This window comes from Cupriavidus taiwanensis (assembly GCF_900250115.1).
GTDB lineage: Bacteria > Pseudomonadota > Gammaproteobacteria > Burkholderiales > Burkholderiaceae > Cupriavidus > Cupriavidus taiwanensis_B.
Genome location: NZ_LT984805.1, coordinates 185510 through 202890 on the forward strand (window position 1 = coordinate 185510; position 17381 = coordinate 202890).

Genomic DNA, 17381 nt, shown 5'->3' on the forward strand with positions numbered 1-17381 from the left:
GGGGGAGAAACGGGTGTGGCGCGAAGCCGAAGATGAGGTGCATGCTCCCGCGGATTCGCGGGAGCATGCATATAGCTGCCACTTATGGCTTGTCAGAACGGAATCTGATCATCATCCATATCTTCGAAGCCATGCGACGGCGCCTGCTGCGGGCGGCGACTTTGGCCGCGTCGGCCACCACCATTGCCGCCCTCACTGCCGCCGGCTTGGCGGCCTTCTTGCGACTGGCGGCCATAGCCATCGTCGCCGTCATCGTTCGACGATCCGCCGCGGCCACCCAGCATTTGCATCTGATCGGCAACGATCTCGGTGCTGTACTTGTCCTGGCCCGACTGATCCTGCCACTTGCGGGTGCGAATGCGTCCCTCAATATAAACGGAGGAGCCCTTCTTCAGGTATTGCCCTGCGATCTCAGCCAGCTTGCCGAAGAACGAAATGCGGTGCCATTCAGTGGCTTCCTTCATCTCGCCGCTCTGCTTGTCCTTATAGCGATCGGTGGTAGCGATACGAATATTGGCCACAGCGTCCCCGCTGGGCATGTAGCGAACCTCAGGATCTGCCCCGAGATTGCCAACGAGAATGACTTTGTTCACGGATGCCATGTTGCTTCCTTGTTAATGAATGCGATTGACTTGCCAGACCCAACGGTCCCAGAGTTTCTGTTCCCCAGTCTCGGGGTCAAGAACAGGGCGGCCGGTCGCATGGTTGAAGGCGGGCACCTTCTCCTTGTGCAAGCGCTTGATGCCTACGCGGTCGCCGATTTTGCAAGCGGCGTCGGCCAGGGCATCTTTCAAACCTTCGCCCTGCAATGTCCTTTCGCCGGCGTGGGTGTCCAACTTCACCGCGAAGGAGGTGTATGTCGCCTTGCCGCCAGGTTTGCGGTTCGGGAACTCCATTTCACCCCACTCGACCAGCTTGCCAACGGTATAGTTCGAGCGCGACGCGTTACCGTCAGAGCGAGGTTCGGTTTTGGCAGGTCGGTGGTCTGGGCGCTGATGCTGTGCAGTCCGCGGTCCCCGAGATTCCCTTGACTCATCCGAACCCTTCGACTGTGGAAGCGGAGCGGCGCTCGCCCCCTCTTTCGCCTGGCGCATGACGGCTTCGGCAACGGACTGCGGTGTCACGCATTCCCCATCGTACCTGCCGAGCTTGTGCCAGCGCGGAACGACCTCGGGAAGAACCTTGTGGCCGAACGCCGTGTGCTGAATGCTGCGATCAAACACGGCAACGAAGTGAACGACGTGGTCGCCTTCGTCCCGAAAGAGATTTGGGACGCCATTGATGAGGATTTGAAACTCGTTGTCCGCGCCCGTGCCGACGGGAACTTCATTGGCGGCCCGAGACGCCACTACTGGCGGTTGGCCCAGGATAGTGGCGACTGCCCGCTTGAGTACTCCGAAGAGAGTCATGGTAATTGGTTACAGAAGAGACCCGCAGCACAACCGCTTTACTCCTTCGAGGTCTGCTTTCAGGCGGGCGTTGTTGAGAATCACATCCTGCAAGACTTCCGGGCTTACCCCGCAAACCGCGCAGACATAGGTGTAGGGAAGCGCTCCGTCCCAGTATCCGAAGATCCAGCCGATCGTCATGGAATATTCCTCCAAATCGAGCGCCTTGTTCCGCATACGGGCTCGCAAGAGCTCAGCACAGTCGATCAGGGATTCGGGCATGTTGTCGCCTCGGCGGCTGTCACAGGCCAGGCTGATGAGCGCGTCGACCATCTGCTCGCGTACCGAGTCGCTCCAGAGCGAAGGGTCCGGCAACGGGTCAATCTTGGGTGGGGGCACAACGATGGCAGCCGCTTCATCGAAGAAGTCCAGCTGCCACCCTGCTGTCATTGTTTCCATGATGGTCTCCGGACAGGCACCCGGAGACCCACCTGTCGGCGGGTAACGGGTTCCCGCGACAGGTGGAAGCCGCCCGAGAACCGGGCGGCGAGGGAGGTCAGGAACGATCGTGCGTTCCAGTGCGACAGATTGGCGTCACCACAGCCGAGCGTGCGTAATTCTGCTCGGGCGGTTCGGCGACCTGGTCATTCGTCGGTTTCGGCTTGGAGTCATGCTCCGGCATCGAAACCTTCGGCGCAGCTGGTACAGCCTTGCCCCACTGCAGCACCTTCTCCTTCAGGTAGAAGAAGCCGACAGCGGCAAGAAACACACCAACAATGAATGACTGCGAAGCCAGATACAGCGCCATGCAAAAAGCAAAGAGCTTGAGCGGGCGCGCGATCATGTTTTTGGCAAAGGATTCCATGGTTTCTCACGAGAAACGATTTAAAGGGATTTCCTGGCGGATGCCAGGCGATTATTCGATGCTCGGAAGAGCAAGGAATCCAATGAGGCGCGACTGCTCGGCAACGCGCTTGCGACATGTCATGCATGTCGTAAGGACGCTGCTCGCGTGCGAAGAAAGGGGATGGGGCGGGCCGCGCAAAGGAAGGCCAGTGAGGCCCACGCGGAATGTCAGTTTGGTCTGACCGCCATGTCGATGCGTCATAGACGCTAGAGGTATCCGCACTCTACACGGCTTGGGAAAGCATGACAAGCGCCGCCCCGGCGCTTTCGATTTGCCTTCAAATCACAAGCCGACGTCCTGAGCTTTCGCCAAATTTGGAAGGAACATGTTCCTTCCAACGACCCTCGCTCAAGGCCAGGTTGTATATACAAGTGCCCCCATCTTAAGGGGGTGCTACCTCAAATCCAGTTAATGTCTGTCGATAAAAAGTGAGGCAAAGCGCTGCTGATTTGAGCTTGACTTTCGAAAGACACCTGATTTTCCTGAGCTTTCGTGACATTCCGATGCTCAAACTCGGCATAAGCTTCCATCCGAAGATCGCTGCACCCGTTTCATCAGCTTGACACTTGCTCCTAGCGTGTACGTTGAAGTGGCTGCCGCGATCGCCGGGGCCGCAACAACTTTCCGTAAGGGCAACAATGAAGAAGAAAGAAGAAGAGAAACGCGAGTTCAATCTCATCGACCCGAAGCCGCCCGTATTGCGCGAGCTGGCGATCCAGCAACTGGGTCACTATGTCGATGCCGGCGCGATCGGCCGGATCGTGCAAGCCGCGCAAGAGATCGAACTCTCACGCAAGCGGATCCTCAGTGAACATACCGCCATCGGCTCTCGCCTATTCCAGATCTACCACGTGATCCTCACGTGTGTGCAGAAGCGTCTGGGCGACACCCCCCGCGCTCGCCAGGAAGCCGATGACAACTTGTACAACTTCGCGGTGCGCGCCCTGCGCATTTCCCGCGCCTCTGCGATCAAGTATCTGCAGGCATTTCATCACTTCTCCGAGAACAGCGATGCCTTGACGTTTCTGAACCTGGGGGAGCTGACGATTCTCAAGCGGTCGGACATCACGCCAGAGGAAGTGCAGCGGTTCATCGATGCTCGCAAGGACGACGAACCCTATTCGCGCAAGGAAATCGTCCCATACATCGAATGGTCTCGACGCACCCACCAGGAACTCAATCACGTCATGGCGACGCTGGAGGCGGCGGAAGAACAGTTGAACGAGAGCCTGGAGCGCCAGCGCGATCTCGAAGCCCAGATGCGCCACATGCGCGAACAGATGACATCCTCCGACGCGCAATCTGCGGCGCAAAAGGAGCAGCTTGACCGAACCTCCGCGGCGCTCTCGTCGCAGGCTGGGGCCATGGAAAGCCTGCAGCATTCCATTAAGCGCTTGACGGACGAACGACAGGCCTTGCAGAAGGCATTGGCCGAGTCGAAGATCCGGGAGGTTGTGAAGGAGATCAAGGTCGAGGTCATTCCTCCCGAGTACAAGACCATCGCCGATGCCGTCATAGACGGAAGCGGCAAACTTGAAGCGCTCAATGCGCAGATCAAGGATGCCGAACTGCGCCTCTCCGCTGTCAACAATAAGATCGAACGCCATGAAGCCAAGTCGGCCGACTCGCGGAGTCTGTCACTACGCATTGACGGCCTGAAAGCGGATCTCGATGATGCGCTCGCGAAATTCCGAGGCGCCGTCAAAGCCATCAAGGTCAAAGAGCATGCCCCCGCGCTGGTGTCCTTGCGCCGCACTGTGGAAGCCTTCCACAACGAACTGATCGCCATCACTGGAGCCTGACATGCAAACCACCCCGACCCGTTCTATCTACGAGCAGTTCGTCTTGCCAGCCTGGGTGCGCGATCGTGTGCTTGCGGCCAATCTGCGAATCAACAACTACGTCCTGAATGCCGTTACGGTGCATCCAACGCTGGAAAGCATCTTCAGGGTATCGAGCGAAAACCTTCGCTCGCTGCGTGACGACCTGTACCAGTCGGCGAAGATTCTGGGAACGCCGTTCCTCGCTTACGCACCAACGCTCACAACCATCGATGACTGGCGATCCTTCATCGAAGGACGGATGCCGACCGCCACAATGGAGCGGCTCAAGACTGGCCTGCCCCGCAATCTGTCAGTGGTGGACCGGTTGGCGCTCGAGCATACGAACCGCGCGTACATCAATGCCATGTACGACCTTCTCAACATGTCGGTATTGGCGGCGCCTCTGATCGGCATCTCCAACGAGTTGGCCGCGTACATGCGGTCGGTTCCTCAGCACGAACTCGACGTGGCTATCACCGAGCGGCTGGTGCCGCTATTCCACTGGCGCTTCGCGGACGAGATGTTCTGGTTGGAGAGTCACTCCGGCCGGTTATCGCGGGAAATGATCTCCCACTATCTGATGGAAACGTCGCCGCTTCGGACTGACCGCCTGGCGCACTCTGGCGTCTGGGGCAACTTCCGGCTCGAAACGTTTGTGCGCGACGCCCTCTCCGAGGCATTCCTGGCTCTCAGTTGTCGCGCCATGAGCGTCTCATCATTGTTCAATATCACCATCGAGACCACGCGGAAGACCTATCAGAGGTTGCATGGCAAACCATCGCCACCCGGCCAGCCGCCGTCATCGCTAATGTGGTACCTGGATTCCGCGCAGCGCCGCGTTCAGTCGACTTTCCAGATCTGGCTGTTTCGATCGGCGATCGCCTGTGACGTGTCGACACCCGAAAGCTTCGTCGCGACCCTTGACATCCATCGCGCGTTCTTCTCGGACGACTGCAAGGTGCCACCCGAGCGGTCGCTGCATCTGGCCCGCTCCATGTCGATGCACGAAGAGCTCGCGGTCTGGCCCTGCCGAAAGTGCGGGACGCCGTACCTGGCTTCGAACTCCTCCGCGAAGATCGAGCTTTCGCAGTCATTTCTGTGCCCTTGCTGCAACGGGTCTTTGACGGCTTCACGGGGCAGGCGTCGGAACTGACCGCGCATCAGCAACAGTCGCCGAAGCACCCCTCTCCGTACCCTTCGATTGACGGGTTGTCTTTTCAGCGATCATAGCCAAGAATCGCAAGCGCCAGAAATTTGACCCTTCTCGGCCTTCTCAATACGGCGGCTTCCTCTTGGGGCCGCCGTCTTTTTTTGGTTCATCGAGGAATTCCGGGGAAGGCTGCGCGGATTTTGAGGAAGAAGTATTCCTCGTCGCGATAGCCGTACGCGCGGCGCTTGATGACCTTGATGGTGTTGTTGATGCCTTCGACCACGCTGGTGTTCAATGGGTGGCGGCAGCGGGCCAAGATGCCATGCCAGTAGCCTTGCAGGCGCTTCGCAAACAACTCCAGGGCAGGTATTCGGCTCTGCCGAGCCTGCTCGCACCATTGCTCCCAAGCTTTTTGCGCCCACGCCGGGCGGCGGTAGAACCATAGCCGCTTTAGCTCGTCGCGCAACAGATAGACTGTCAGCAATGGCCGGTTCGCCTCCAGGACCTCATCCAGATGAACCGCCTGGGGGACGCTCAAGTTCTCCCGATTCCGCAGCAGTAGCCAGCGTGTGGACTTGAGCACCCGTCTGGCCGGCCGATCGTGCCGCAGCTGATTGGCCTGATCCACCCGTACTCGGTCGATGACCTCACGCCCGTACTTAGCTACCACGTGGAACAGGTCGAAGACCACCTCTGCTTGCGGGCAATGCGCCCGGATCTCCAACTCATACGCGGTCGTCATGTCGATGGCGACGGCCTCGATGCGCTGCGCAACGCCGGCGGGGAGCTGCTCAAAGAAGGCTCGGGCGGTCTCGCGTGAGCGCCCCTGTCCGATCCAGAGCACCTGCCGCCCAATGGGGTCGACTACCACCGTGGCATATCGATGCCCCTTGTGTAGCGCGAACTCATCCATGGCCAGGTAGCGGATATTGGACCAGTCCGGCTCGGCCACTGCCTCACGCAAGCGAGCCTTATCGATCGATTTAACTGTGTGCCAGCCCAGATCGTAGAAGGCCGCCACCGCCTGCACCGTACAGTGGCGCAACAAGTGGCCGCAAGCCTGGGCCAAGCGGGCCGTCACGCGTTGGTAGCGCCCAAGCCATTCCAGCCGCTCCAGCCTCGGACCGCCGCAACGGTCGCACCAAACGCGCCGGCGCGGCACGTGCAGTACGACCCGATACTCGAACAGCGGAAGGTCCCGGACTCGCCTGACCACTGTCTCATGCACCTGATGGCAGCGCGCGCCACACTCCTCGCAATGCATGACCTTGCTGACCGGCTTCAAGTACAACGACAGCGTACGGCTCTCTCCCTCCGGCCATTCCACGCGCTCCAGCCGGTAGCCCTTCCAGCAACCCAGTGCTTGCAGCGTCTTGCGATCCAGCACACATCCCCCTGATACCTGAAGAAACAGACATCAGCATACAAAATGTGCTCTTTCGGGCCACGGTTTTCTGCGAAGAACCCTTTTTTTGCCTATGCTCTGCGCCCCAACCAACTGGGCTCAACCTTTGCGAAATCTTGCCGACTAACCATCCTTAACGCCAGTGTCGGAACCTCCCGTTCGGCGAGCCTTGACTTCGGCACGATGTCGCTAATCTGGAATCAAGCGGCTCGAATCCAGCCGCGATCCCATTGCCTCATCTCACCGCGGAGAAATGGTGTTCGCGCAAGCGTTGGCGCCTGCTAGCAGACTTCGTGACACCACTTTTGCTCCGAACAGAGCATCTGCTGTCCGTGCTGGCTTGGCAGTAGCAGCAACAGCGAAGACTGCGGGACAGGCCGGCAATAGGCAATGACATCTCTCCTGCTATATCGGAAGAATTCGTGAAGACGAGAAAATGGTTTGCGTTGCTGTTGCTGGCGCTCATTGGCAATGAGGAAGCTTGGGCAAGCGGAAGTGTTCCGTCGGCTGCTCCTGGCCCGGCAGAAGTTCCCTCCCTTGCGCTGCGGACCAGCGTGCCGGAGCCATCCTACGCAAAGAGTTCGGGACAGCTCGCGCTCTTCAACGGTGTCAACGCCTTGCGCCGGAAGCTCGGCGTCGGTCTTCTCATGCAAGACCCCGCGCTCGACACCGCCGCCCAGGCACATGCTGTCTATCTCAGCGCGCACAGCGTGGCACAGCATGACCAATCCGTAGGCTCTCTGCATTTCTACGCAACCACGCCTCTGCTACGAGCCAGAAGGGCCGGTGTCGGCGACACCCAATGGGTGGCCGAAATCGTGGGCGCAGCCAGAGGCCCCGATGATAGCGAGATCGGCGCAGGCTGCATCGATCAGTGGTACCACACCGTCTACCACTTGCAGTCGCTCGTCACGAACCAGGAATCCATGGGAATTGGATTCAGTGATACTGGTGCCTTGGGCCTGAATCACTGCGTCGTGGACTTCGGCACGAACACTGCAACACAACCAGGCCCGACACCCAACGGTGTGCCCTATGGAGGAGGCCAGCAGATCGATGCTGAAATCTTCGTCACTGTGCCAGCAGACGGCGACACCGACGTGCGACCCGGTTTCAACTTCGCCGGCGAGTCGCCGAATCCTGCGCCGGATCTGCCGGCGCCAGGCCGCCCCCTGATGATTTACGCGAATGGTGCGCTCGCGGAGGTGCTGTCCGTAGAAGCCTTCAAACTCGTTGACGGCAACGGCGCGGAGCTGCCTGCGCGCGTTTTGGTGTCCCCGGCGGCGAAGGCGGATGGCTCGAATGGTATGGCAGACGAATACCTCCGGAACAACGCGGCCTTCCTGGTCCCGCTCGCGCCACTGGCGGACCGCGAGGCCTACACGGCTTCGTTTTCTGGCACTCGGGCCGGCAAGCCGGTGAGTATCTCCTGGACCTTCAGGACTGCTACGCCGGGAGCCTCCACTTTCCGATAGCCCAAGCGCGCCGACGACCCCGCCGGACGGTTTCGCGGGGCAGGCCTCGAAACACATACAACGGAGATTCAACGATGGAATGGATAACGATCGCGGTCTTTCTGGTTTTGCCAGCTTACCTGGCGTTCAAGTGGGCAAGACAGGAGGGGCGTTGGCCTGGCCATGGGCGATTGCCTCCTTCATGTTCTCGTACTTCGCCTTGATCGCCTTTGCGCTGACGCGCAAAGGCCTGCCGACGGTGAGCGAATATGCGCGGAAGTATCCAGCATGCGTGACCGAGCGCGGCATGTCTTGCTATCGGTGCGGATCCAGAAGCATCCGCCTCTGGCGCGAGCAGCCGTTCATTGCCGCGCATCAGTGGCACATCTGCAATAGCTGCGGCACATCGCTCTACCGATCGCGGTGACGTGCACTTGACGCGGTCTTCGGGTCCGCCAGCCGTAACGATTACCAGGACACCCCTCTTTCCGGGGGGTCAAGTTTGGCTCCAATTCGTCGACTAGATGCTGATCGCCTTCGTGTATTCTCACGTCCGGCCGGGGATTGCGGGCACTTGACTTCGCGCGCCGATAGGTAAGCTAAAAGTAACGGTCGATCCCCGGCCGGTCAAAGTCAGAGGAAGAAAAGCATGCAAAACTCCAAACTCGCTCTCTCGGTTCTGGCCACTGCCATGGCGCTCGCTCTTGCCGCATGCGGCGGTGGTGGCGGTGACGATGGTGGATCCAAGAATCCCACCACGCCGCCTACAACTCCGACGACGCCGCCGCAGGAGCCGACGTCGGTGCCGCCGGCGACCACAGCTCCGGTATCGACGTATCCGAACGGAGATCAGCGGCTTGCGGCCTATGATGCTTTGAACTCACTCCGCCTGAAGATCGGCGTCGGCGCGCTTAAGCAAGACGACAAGCTCGACATCGCCGCCGATAACCATCTGGCTTACATGAAGGCAAATAGCGCTACAGGCCATTTGGAAGTAGCCGGAAATGCTGGCTTCACTGGTGCGAATCCCTATGATCAAGTGGTTGCAGCGGGCGGGTCGGAGGATCAATGGATTGGCCAAGCTGTGTCTAGCGGGGCGCCCGACGCGGAGAGCTGCCTCGCGGGCTTTAAGCGGTCTGTCTACCATTTACAAGCCATCACCAGCAATCAAGAGACGGTCGGTCTTTCGGTGCGCGACAACCGCTGCGTCATCAACTTTGGCATAGTCACCGGCGCCAAGGGTGGCGGTTATGGTCTCGCGCAATGGGGTGGTCAGCAGCTCGCTGCGAATGCCGTGGCATACTACCCTGCTGACAACGACTCCATATTCGGAACTTTCTACCCAGCTACGGAAAACCCCAATCCGGCGTCGGATCTTGCCAGTGCTGGACATCCGATCATGTTCCGGATGGCGGCACCGTCGTCCTCCAACGTTTTGACCGTATCCAGCTTCACGCTGACTGGCCCTGGCGGAGCAGCGGTTCCGGTACGAGTGCTGGTTCCGGCTAATGCAAAGGCCGGTTCCGTCGCCAGCGCGATCGAGAACACGAGCCTCTACGCTGGCGTGGTGTTCATGCTCCCGACGCAACCCCTCACAGGGGGCACCCACACAGCAACATTCGCAGGTGCTCGCAATGGTGTTGCTATCAGCAAGTCCTGGAGCTTTACGGCGTTCTGAGCAACATGTTACCCCTCTAAAAACAAAGAACCCCGCAACGACGGGGTTCTTTGTCTGTTCAGCCCTGGGATCTCAATACTTGCAAACCTCGTAGTAGCTGGTGCCCGGGTAATTCCCGTTGCCAGGTGTTGACGTCTTAGTGGCACCAGCGTAATAGCCGCGCGACTGCATATCAACCTGGATAAGCGGCCACATCGCCGAGGGATCATGCACAATGGGTCCGGCATCCCAGGAACTCCAAGTGCGCGCAACCGTGGGGTTGTTGGCGACGCCATCATAAACGGAGTATCCATATCCGTCGCATCCACCATCCGCACTGCAGTTACCGCCCGGCCCAATCGCGATCATGAATTTCCAAAACTCGTAGCGACACACTAATGTTGGAGGGGGCGGCGGCGGCGGGGGCGGCGGGGGATCATCGACCTTGCAGTACGGCAATCTACCTGGCTCCCGATACCAGTGGTGCCCTTGCCTACAGTCTGCCACGGTCATCGGCGGTGCCGGAAACGAGTACAACTGTGCGTTGGCTGCCGAGAAATCAGCTGCGAGAATGCATGCCCAAAGAATTCTTTTCATCAATCAATCCCGGTCCTAGAAGGTGCATCCAGTTGTAACGGTGCCCACGAGTCGCCCCCCGAGCGCCCCAGTATCGTTGCCGCTGTACCATGCGGCAGGAGAGATTGCGCTTGCTTGCGCATACCATGTAGTACCCCAGTCGTTCATGGAGAAGTACGTGCCCTGAATCGGCGGCATCACATTGCCAGTGATGTTGACCATTTCCTGCTTCGGGGTGTACAACGCCCATGCGGTACCACCCGGGCAGTTGTCCTTCGAGAACGTCATACCGTCTGTAACGTTCTCAATTTTCCGAGTAACGGTCATATTGCCCAGCGCGTTGTTGAGCGCGATATACCTGTTGCTCTTGCAGATGAATCCAACATTGGTCGCGCTGGTCGCTATCTGACCATTGTTCCCACACCACAGCCCTTCATAGATGTTTGCCACGGCCGTGCCTACCGCTTGCCAGATGCCGCCGGCACAGATCACATGCCCGGTGCCAGTGGTGCTTCGGCGGGTCGACGTTTCGACGCCGCACGCAGTACCTGGCGCACCGGTACTTGTTAGATAGGTATCGCCACCACTGGTTAAGGCAGTCGTTGCCGTGACCCGAGCGGCATTGCTGACGTCGTTGCCTGCCATGTCGATCGACGTCTGCATCCGATTGAGTTCCGGATGGCCCGGAACCTGCACCCGATATAGATAGCCGTTGTTGGCCTGCGCGCCGGTAAAGGCGAGCAAAGACGCGAGCCGGCCGCTGCCCGGGTTCGCGTAGTTGTCAAGCGGCACCTGCCACGCGCCGTATGCCCCATAGGCGCGGGTTGCCACCATCGTCGGATCGCCGTTTTGTCCGGCGTAGGGTACGAAGCCCCCTTGCGCACCCGCCTGCGCAGCGATCTGCACGAGCTGGCGGGTGTCGGTGATCGGCCGCCCGCCCTGCGACGTGACGAGCGCCTGCAAGTTGTTTGGCGTCGGCTGCAGAACCTGAAGCAGCCAGGTCTGGCCGAACACATTGGTCGCCGAGAACCCGGCTGGCAGATAGCCGCCGTTGATGAGCATGGCCGGCGTAACGTTGACAGGCACGCTTGCAGTTGCCTGAGCAACCAGCGTGGCGGATTCGTCCTGCACGAACTGCAGGGCGGCCTTGTCGAAGACAAGCATCTGGCTCGCCGCGGCGGCGGTCTGCACGTTCGTCACGCCGGCCTTTGCCCACGTCGCGAAGCCGGCAAGGCTCAGCATCGAGAGCATCAGCGCGACGAGATATCCGAGGATGGCTTCCATGCGTTTCTCAGGTGTTCAACTGGACCCAATTGACCAGCGCCCCAACGGGAATGGTCGCCGGCACGCTGTAGGCGATGCCGGTAGCAAGATTGACGGCCGTGCCCTGACTGCGGACCCGGAACCACGCGAGACTGCCCGCTGTGCTGCTGAGCAGCGCGCCGCTTGCGCCTGATGACACGCGCACGTATCCGTAGACGTCGCGCCCGCCGCCCGGATTGGCGACGGCCATGCAGCCGGCACCAGCCGGCGCCACCATCCCTGACGGCAGCACTGGCGTCACGCTCGCACCGACCAGCCCCGGTGTTGCACCGGCGGTCGACACACAGGCCGAGCCGTATGCTTGCGCCTGCTGCGCTGTGACCGTCGCTACAGATTCCATACGGCCAGCCACGCCGGCCCCAGGTGCTGCTTCTGATAGTTGCCGGCTTTGGGCAACAATCCCCAGACAGAACAGGACGGTCGCGATCGGCAGGATGAGATAGCCCATGCCCTTCTCCTCAGACTTTGGTGGCCGCGTGGAATCTCACTGGAAAGTCAGTGTGAAGCTCGCGGTCGCGCTGCATGCGGCGCCGGCGGTGGCCTGGTCTGGCAGGTTCGCCTGCGTGAAGGTCGTGGTCCCAACGGCCAATGAAACGAAATCGCGGAGGGAGGTCGCGGTGCTCACGCACTGCTTGGCTGTCTGAGCACCGCCGCCACCGAACCGGATCACGCCTTGCGAGCCGCTGTTTGCGGCCGACAAGGTCACGGCATTTCCCCACGTGTCGACCAGGGTCGTGCCGCGCACCATGTCCGTCGGAAACATGCCGCCGGTGATCATCGCCGGGATGTTGGCCGTGGTGAAGTTCGTGTAGCCGTTATTCCCCTGCGAGAATCCAGCGCGGGCATTCGTAATCAGTTGCGCGATGTTGGTGGCGACCACGCCAGCCTTGTGGCTCTGGAAACCGTTGTAGCCCGCGTATGCGATGCCCACCAGTGCCAGCAGGCCCAAGACGATGGCGACGATGCGCCCGAGAATCCCATCCATGTCATTTCCCTAAAGTCCACGTCCTGATTTCATCGCCTTCCACCGTGGACGTGATGCCGGTGGAAATTCCGCCTCGTCGCTGTGATCGCTTTGCCTGCTTACTGGAAGGTCAGCGTGAAGGTCGCTGTGGCGCTACAGGCAGCGCCGGCGGTGGCCTGGTCAGGCAAGTTGGTCTGGTTGAACGTGGTCGAGCCGACCGCCAACGTCACGTAGTCCTTCAGGCCCAGTGCTGTGCTCACGCATTGTTTTGCCGTTTGCGCATTGCCGCCGCCGAAGGTAATGACACCCTGGGACCCGTTGTTGGCAGCGGCCAGCGTGACTGCATTGCCCCAGGGGTCGACGAGTGCCGTGCCGCGCACCATGTCCGAGGGGAACATACCGCCAGTAATCATCGAAGCGATATTGGCGGTAGTGAAATTGGTATAGCCGTTGTTCCCCTGCGAGAACCCTGCTCGCGCATTCGTGATCAGCTGCGTGATATTGGTTGCGACCACGCCGGCCTTGTGGCTCTGAAAGCCGTTGTACCCGGCATAGGCGATGCCAACGAGAGCCAGCAGACCCAACACGATGGCGACGATACGCCCAAGAATTCCGTCCATGTGATACTCCTTGTGAGATTGCGAAAGCGATTGTCAGAGCTTGCCCATGGAAGATGTGAGGATCTCCGAGAGCGAGTTGGAGCCGAGCTGCAGAACAACGAAGGCGAGGAACATCAGTCCGGTGAAGGTCGCCGACATCACCATCCCCTTCGCAAGCAGTTGCCGCTCGATGACTTCGGCGTTCTGCCGCACGGCCACCGTGATCTTCTCGGTGAAGTCGTCAAAGCCGGCATACGCGCCGATTTCATCGATCAGATCCAGCGAAGGGAAGCCGTTCCCGGTCTGCCGCATGGCTTCGGCGAGGTCCAGGCCATCGGCCAGGCCGAGTCGAATCGGCCTCAGGCGTGAGGCCAGCCATGGCGATGCCGTGCCGATCTGGCCTTCCAGCGCTGCGATGTCAGGCACTTTCGCCCGCAGCAGCGCGACGAACGACATCAGCCAGCTGAATCCGGTGATCTCTCGGTACACCGTGAACGGAAACACATGCTGGTCAAAGAATCGCCTGCCCGGCCCAGCCCACCTCGGCAACGCCCACCAGCTCCAGACTGCGTAGGCACCGAGGCTCCCGAAGATGACCGGCGCCGGCCATCCCACAGCCAACTGGCCCATTCCGTACATGGCATATGCCCAGCCCGTCCACTTATCGATCGGCAGCACATCGGTGAACTGCGGCACGATGTAGCCGCCGATCAGCAGCAGGACGACATACAGCGTGACTAGGTACACGGCCGGCGCGAAAAAACTGGCCTGCAGTTTCTGCCGCAGACGCGTCGTCAGTTCGCGCACATCCAGCACCAGCCGCATAGCGTCCGGCAACTGCCCGGCCTTCTCGCCGGCGTCCAGCACGCTGCGCTCCAGATCACTGAGGCTCGTACCCATCGCCGCCATCAGCGTCTTGCCATCGCGCACCTGCCGACCGACCTCGTGCGCCGCCTCAGCGGCGCGCTTGCGGCCTCGCCGTGCTTGCCGCTCCCGGAAGTCCTCAATGACCTGGGCGAGAGTCAGCCCATTCTCCAACTGGCTCGATGCCTGTTGATACAGGCGCCGGCGCATCGTCCAAGACAGCCCGTTCATAGTTGATCCCTCATCGGAATGGCGTCTACGCTTCGCTCCGCATCGACAGGGCTCAGGCGTCCCGCCAGCACAAGGTCCATCGCGTGCGCGATCATGGGCTTGTCCGAACCCTCCCGGCGCCGATGATTGCGCCGCGCTGCCAATACGCCGTCGTTGATGCAATCCTGCATAAGCTGCTCGCTGGTCACGACAACTTCAGCTACCGCCTGTTGACCAATGATGGCTTCGCCGTGGCAGTGACCGCAGCCCGCGCCGCGCACTCGGACTTCCGAGAGATCGCCCCAGGTTCGCATCGCACTGAGCATGTAATCCGGCAGTGGTTCTGGGGCCCTGTCCAGCTCCACAGAGCATTTCGGACACAGCAGTGGCACAATCCGCTGCGCAATGAGGCCGATGATCTGGTTGTGATTGGCGATCACCTCCATCGCCAGGCGAACATGGTCCAGCATCACCAGCCGCGAGAACGTCTCGAACGGGTCGGTCACGTGCAGCGTGGTGAGCACCTGGTGGCCGGTCGCCGCCGCCTGCAGTGTCGCGATCGCTTCCTCGACACCGCGGATTTCGCCCAACAGCACCGCATCCGGGTCCATCCGCAACGTCATGCGCAACATCTCCGGGAACCGCTCGCTTTCCGTGGTGAGCTGGATCGCCCAGTCCATCGGATATTCGGTGGGATTCTCGATCGTGATGAGCCGCTTCTCCGGGAAGAGGCGTGCCTGATGCCGTGTGCATTCGAAGAGCGTCGTGGTCTTGCCGCTCCCGGTCGGGCCGGTCACGACGATCACGCCCATGGGCCGGCGCAGCAGCTGCGAGATGAGGTCCACCTGCAGCGGCGTGTAGCCCATCTGGCCGAGCTTGAATTCGCCGCCAGGCGCTTTCGGCGAGCGCAGATCGAGTCGTTTCGCCGCGTCGACCGCGTCCGCCTTCAGCGCGCCCTCATGGTGCTCCCGGTATTGCAGCCGCGCCACGAGGAAGCCGCCACCACTCTCCACCGGGTAAGCGGGCCCACGCACGATCCGCACGCTCGAAAGCCCGGTGCCCGGCAGCGCGTCGCCGGCGATCTGCGCGTCTTGCACGTCCAGCGGGTTATAGGTCGCGGCCTTCACCGTGGCGAGGCCCGTGTACATCGCGCGGATCAGGCGTTCACCCTCCTCGCGGCGCATCGATAGCGCGGAGACCGTGCGCAGATCTCCCTTGATCCGCACCTGAATCTCGGTGTGGTGCTCGCGAACCAGGATGTGAATGTCCGAGGCGATCAGCACAGCGCAATCCGCGATCAGCCGGCGCGCGAGGGTCAGGGTCTGCAGGTCCGTATCCTGCAGTTGACCGGAACCGCGCTGCTGGCGCAACACGGCAAGCTCCTGCGCGGACACCTTGCGCAGTTGGGGCGCCGCACCGCTGCGCCGCAGCTTGGCTTCCCAGGTCAGAAGCCGCGGCGTGCCGAAATGCCGGGCATCCACATAAATATCGCAACCGTGCACAGCCAGCACCTGCTGCACGTTGTCATCGGTCAGGCCAAGCTCCTTGGCGACATCTTCCACATGCAGGCCGCTTTCCGCGGCGCGCTGGCGAAGCGCCGATGCCTGCTCGGCAGTCAGATGGTTCAGGTTGAAGGCGACACGGTCGAAGGTGGCGGGCAGGTTGCGCGGGTATAGGATATGCGGCTCAAGCACCTCGGGAGGCTTCGGCAACGCCAGGGCATCGGACTTCACAGACGGCTCGGCGCGCGCCGCCAGTGCGGCGCCCCCTGTCGAGGCGTTGCGTGGACTGCGCCACAGGCGCGATAGGGTCTTGACCATCATTGACTCCCAGCGGGCGGCACTGCACCGTCCCGCATTGCGTACAGTTTTCCGGTGCCCTTCCATAACTGGGCAGCTGCTTCGTAGCTGACTTCGGTCAGCCGCAGGCCTGCCACGTCATCCAGTCCCTCGCCCACACCCAGCCACGGCGGCGCGCCAAAGCCGATGTCCGCGGTCATGGCGAGCCACGGATCGACCGGGGTGTTGCCGTCTGCCGGCAGCAGCGCGGGCGGCGAGGTCAACTGCAAGCTCACGCCGTTACCCTGTGCGTACGTCCACATCGACCGCTGCGCGGCGGCTGTCGCACTGACTGCGCGCGGGGAAGGCAGGAATGCCGCCGGCGCATTCGCCGTCGCCGTCGCTTGATTGCCGTCCGTGGAAAGCGCTCCGGGAGCATTGGCAGCCAAGCCGCCATCGCGCTTCCACGTGGTTTCGATCGTCAGGGCGGTCGACGTGGCCGGCTTGCAGCGCCAGCTGGCAAGCGTCCAGCCGGCCTCCGCAAGGACCTGCCGGTCCCAGGCGCGGCGACAGGCCTGCAGGAAGGCGGTCGGCATCGCCTCCTCGACCCAGGGTATGGCCCGCTGCCTTGCGGCCTCATTGGCGAGCTGCGCGGCGGCAACCGCGCGCTGTCGCATCAACTGCGCCTCACGCTCAGCGGCTTGCTGTTGGTCGTACCAGTACCAGCCTCCGACGAGAAGCGCCACGACGCCGATTGCCGCTGCCACCGCATAGGAGGTCGACTTCCAAGGTCCAGTCAGCACGTCCCGCATAGGCGACACGCCCTTTGCAGCCCGCGCCATGTTGGCGAGATCCCGTATCGTCCCTTCTACCTCCGTCCATTCCCCAAGGGCGCGATGCCGCTCCCGGATCGGTGCCAGTTCCTCCAGGGTGCCCACCCGGTCGCCACCGGCAATGACGGCGTGGCCCTGCCGGACGGCGATGTACCAGTAGAGGCTGCCCTGCAGGTGGAAGAGTCCCCTCCATGGCTGGCGGTGCTGGCCGGCAACGACCGCGGCGAGCGGCTTCAGCCCGGCCGGCTTCGCGCCGGCGATCGCTTCGCAGAATCCGGTCTGGATGGCCCCTTCCGCGCTTTGATGCACCAGGCCCCAGCGGACGTTCCGGCCGAGTTCCAGCGCGCGCGCGCGTAGGACACCCTGGCTCGGCTGGGCTTCCTCGTGTTGCCAGGTCAGCCCGATGGCGAAGCTGCCCTTCAGTCCGGGGAATGACAGGATCTCAGCCAT

General features: G+C 61.4%; 17 protein-coding genes. 5 read left to right on the top strand and 12 right to left on the bottom strand.

Annotated elements, in window-relative coordinates:
* Window positions 1–92 precede the first annotated feature (92 nt).
* The 4 genes from CBM2586_RS30020 to CBM2586_RS30035 form a co-directional block, all read right to left on the bottom strand.
* On the bottom strand, window positions 93–602 hold the full coding sequence (locus CBM2586_RS30020) for a single-stranded DNA-binding protein (protein WP_012354545.1): 510 nt from the start codon (window positions 600–602) through the stop codon (window positions 93–95).
* A gap of 12 nt (window positions 603–614) precedes the next feature.
* Window positions 615–1409 carry a hypothetical protein gene (locus tag CBM2586_RS30025; protein WP_012354546.1) on the bottom strand — a complete coding sequence of 265 codons (795 nt, stop codon included), beginning with the start codon at window positions 1407–1409 and terminating at the stop codon, window positions 615–617.
* A gap of 9 nt (window positions 1410–1418) precedes the next feature.
* The gene (locus CBM2586_RS30030) at window positions 1419–1847 is read right to left on the bottom strand and encodes a hypothetical protein (RefSeq protein WP_012354547.1); all 429 of its coding nucleotides are present in this window, start codon (window positions 1845–1847) and stop codon (window positions 1419–1421) included.
* 97 nt (window positions 1848–1944) lie between these two features.
* Window positions 1945–2253 carry a hypothetical protein gene (locus CBM2586_RS30035; RefSeq protein ID WP_012354548.1) on the bottom strand — a complete coding sequence of 103 codons (309 nt, stop codon included), beginning with the start codon at window positions 2251–2253 and terminating at the stop codon, window positions 1945–1947.
* 680 nt (window positions 2254–2933) lie between these two features.
* On the opposite strand from CBM2586_RS30035, the gene CBM2586_RS30040 reads away from it, so the two are divergent.
* Both CBM2586_RS30040 and CBM2586_RS30045 read left to right on the top strand, forming a co-directional pair.
* Window positions 2934–4097 carry a hypothetical protein gene (locus CBM2586_RS30040; RefSeq protein WP_012354549.1) on the top strand — a complete coding sequence of 388 codons (1164 nt, stop codon included), beginning with the start codon at window positions 2934–2936 and terminating at the stop codon, window positions 4095–4097.
* A gap of 1 nt (window position 4098) precedes the next feature.
* The gene (locus tag CBM2586_RS30045) at window positions 4099–5271 is read left to right on the top strand and encodes a FlhC family transcriptional regulator (RefSeq protein ID WP_012354550.1); all 1173 of its coding nucleotides are present in this window, start codon (window positions 4099–4101) and stop codon (window positions 5269–5271) included.
* A 163-nt stretch (window positions 5272–5434) separates the two neighbouring features.
* Here the strand turns inward: CBM2586_RS30045 and CBM2586_RS30050 are convergent, their stop codons facing one another.
* Entirely contained in the window at window positions 5435–6655 is a 1221-nt protein-coding gene (locus CBM2586_RS30050; RefSeq protein WP_012353615.1) for an ISL3-like element ISRta1 family transposase, read from the bottom strand.
* Between the two features lie 440 nt (window positions 6656–7095).
* Here CBM2586_RS30050 and CBM2586_RS30055 point away from each other — a divergent pair, with 440 nt between their 5' ends.
* From CBM2586_RS30055 to CBM2586_RS30065, 3 genes are all read left to right on the top strand, one after another.
* Window positions 7096–8148 (top strand): CAP domain-containing protein, encoded by a 1053-nt coding sequence (locus tag CBM2586_RS30055; protein WP_012354551.1) that lies wholly within the window; start codon window positions 7096–7098, stop codon window positions 8146–8148.
* Window positions 8149–8227: 79 nt separating this feature from the next.
* Window positions 8228–8554 carry a hypothetical protein gene (locus CBM2586_RS30060; RefSeq protein WP_232348027.1) on the top strand — a complete coding sequence of 109 codons (327 nt, stop codon included), beginning with the start codon at window positions 8228–8230 and terminating at the stop codon, window positions 8552–8554.
* 222 nt (window positions 8555–8776) lie between these two features.
* Window positions 8777–9805, top strand: coding sequence for a CAP domain-containing protein (locus tag CBM2586_RS30065; protein ID WP_012354552.1), 1029 nt, complete (start codon window positions 8777–8779; stop codon window positions 9803–9805).
* Between the two features lie 591 nt (window positions 9806–10396).
* On the opposite strand, the gene pilV is transcribed toward CBM2586_RS30065, so the two are convergent.
* The 7 genes from pilV to pilO2 form a co-directional block, all read right to left on the bottom strand.
* A complete protein-coding gene (pilV, locus tag CBM2586_RS30070) occupies window positions 10397–11644 on the bottom strand; it encodes a shufflon system plasmid conjugative transfer pilus tip adhesin PilV (protein WP_012354554.1) in 1248 nt (415 codons plus the stop codon).
* Between the two features lie 7 nt (window positions 11645–11651).
* Window positions 11652–12131, bottom strand: coding sequence for a hypothetical protein (locus CBM2586_RS30075; protein ID WP_012354555.1), 480 nt, complete (start codon window positions 12129–12131; stop codon window positions 11652–11654).
* A 36-nt stretch (window positions 12132–12167) separates the two neighbouring features.
* Window positions 12168–12668: a type 4 pilus major pilin gene (locus CBM2586_RS30080; RefSeq protein WP_012354556.1), complete on the bottom strand. Its 501-nt coding sequence runs from the start codon at window positions 12666–12668 to the stop codon at window positions 12168–12170.
* Window positions 12669–12766: 98 nt separating this feature from the next.
* Window positions 12767–13267 carry a prepilin type IV pili gene (locus CBM2586_RS30085; RefSeq protein ID WP_012354557.1) on the bottom strand — a complete coding sequence of 167 codons (501 nt, stop codon included), beginning with the start codon at window positions 13265–13267 and terminating at the stop codon, window positions 12767–12769.
* 33 nt (window positions 13268–13300) lie between these two features.
* Window positions 13301–14341: a type II secretion system F family protein gene (locus tag CBM2586_RS30090; protein WP_012354558.1), complete on the bottom strand. Its 1041-nt coding sequence runs from the start codon at window positions 14339–14341 to the stop codon at window positions 13301–13303.
* A complete protein-coding gene (locus CBM2586_RS30095) occupies window positions 14338–16143 on the bottom strand; it encodes a GspE/PulE family protein (protein ID WP_012354559.1) in 1806 nt (601 codons plus the stop codon). Before CBM2586_RS30095 ends, CBM2586_RS30090 begins: the two co-directional genes overlap by 4 nt.
* The gene (gene pilO2 / locus CBM2586_RS30100; protein ID WP_012354560.1) at window positions 16140–17381 is read right to left on the bottom strand and encodes a type 4b pilus protein PilO2; all 1242 of its coding nucleotides are present in this window, start codon (window positions 17379–17381) and stop codon (window positions 16140–16142) included. Before pilO2 ends, CBM2586_RS30095 begins: the two co-directional genes overlap by 4 nt.

Excerpts from the sequence above, each read along its gene's own strand:
- CBM2586_RS30020 (WP_012354545.1), bottom strand. The coding sequence starts at position 602 with ATGGCATCCGTGAACAAAGTCATTCTCGTTGGCAATCTCGGGGCAGAT.
- CBM2586_RS30025 (WP_012354546.1), bottom strand. The coding sequence starts at position 1,409 with ATGACTCTCTTCGGAGTACTCAAGCGGGCAGTCGCCACTATCCTGGGC.
- CBM2586_RS30030 (WP_012354547.1), bottom strand. The coding sequence starts at position 1,847 with ATGGAAACAATGACAGCAGGGTGGCAGCTGGACTTCTTCGATGAAGCG.
- CBM2586_RS30035 (WP_012354548.1), bottom strand. The coding sequence starts at position 2,253 with ATGGAATCCTTTGCCAAAAACATGATCGCGCGCCCGCTCAAGCTCTTT.
- CBM2586_RS30040 (WP_012354549.1), top strand. The coding sequence starts at position 2,934 with ATGAAGAAGAAAGAAGAAGAGAAACGCGAGTTCAATCTCATCGACCCG.
- CBM2586_RS30045 (WP_012354550.1), top strand. The coding sequence starts at position 4,099 with ATGCAAACCACCCCGACCCGTTCTATCTACGAGCAGTTCGTCTTGCCA.
- CBM2586_RS30060 (WP_232348027.1), top strand. The coding sequence starts at position 8,228 with ATGGATAACGATCGCGGTCTTTCTGGTTTTGCCAGCTTACCTGGCGTT.
- CBM2586_RS30065 (WP_012354552.1), top strand. The coding sequence starts at position 8,777 with ATGCAAAACTCCAAACTCGCTCTCTCGGTTCTGGCCACTGCCATGGCG.
- pilV (WP_012354554.1), bottom strand. The coding sequence starts at position 11,644 with ATGGAAGCCATCCTCGGATATCTCGTCGCGCTGATGCTCTCGATGCTG.
- CBM2586_RS30075 (WP_012354555.1), bottom strand. The coding sequence starts at position 12,131 with ATGGGCTATCTCATCCTGCCGATCGCGACCGTCCTGTTCTGTCTGGGG.
- CBM2586_RS30080 (WP_012354556.1), bottom strand. The coding sequence starts at position 12,668 with ATGGATGGGATTCTCGGGCGCATCGTCGCCATCGTCTTGGGCCTGCTG.
- CBM2586_RS30085 (WP_012354557.1), bottom strand. The coding sequence starts at position 13,267 with ATGGACGGAATTCTTGGGCGTATCGTCGCCATCGTGTTGGGTCTGCTG.
- CBM2586_RS30090 (WP_012354558.1), bottom strand. The coding sequence starts at position 14,341 with ATGAACGGGCTGTCTTGGACGATGCGCCGGCGCCTGTATCAACAGGCA.
- CBM2586_RS30095 (WP_012354559.1), bottom strand. The coding sequence starts at position 16,143 with ATGATGGTCAAGACCCTATCGCGCCTGTGGCGCAGTCCACGCAACGCC.
- pilO2 (WP_012354560.1), bottom strand. The coding sequence starts at position 17,381 with ATGGCTGAGATCCTGTCATTCCCCGGACTGAAGGGCAGCTTCGCCATC.